Origin of the sequence: Psychrobacter sp. S1-30-MNA-CIBAN-0213 (assembly GCF_040309845.1) — a bacterium.
Lineage (GTDB): Bacteria > Pseudomonadota > Gammaproteobacteria > Pseudomonadales > Moraxellaceae > Psychrobacter.
The window spans coordinates 1-235 of the sequence record NZ_JBEOPE010000182.1; the positions used below are offsets into that span (position 1 = coordinate 1).

Genomic DNA, 235 nt, shown 5'->3' on the forward strand with positions numbered 1-235 from the left:
GTATGATGTCGCCAAACGACTTTCAAAATATCAACAATGGTCAGCGTCAGCGCATCGGTATCTATGGCGAATGGGAAAAAGACATCTCGCCTGACTGGAGCACCCAGCTTGGCGCTCGCTATGAAAACGTACGTACCAGTGCTGATGAAGTACATGGCTATCAAATCGGTGGTCAAAACAATATGACCAATCAGCTGCGAGATAGCGCTAACTTTAATGTCAGTGACCGTAGCAG

General features: G+C 47.2%; 1 protein-coding gene. It reads left to right on the forward strand.

Annotated features, from left to right (window positions below; genetic code table 11):
- On the forward strand, positions 1-235 hold a 235-nt coding region (locus tag AAEY87_RS14430), incomplete at both ends, for a hypothetical protein (RefSeq protein ID WP_350657664.1).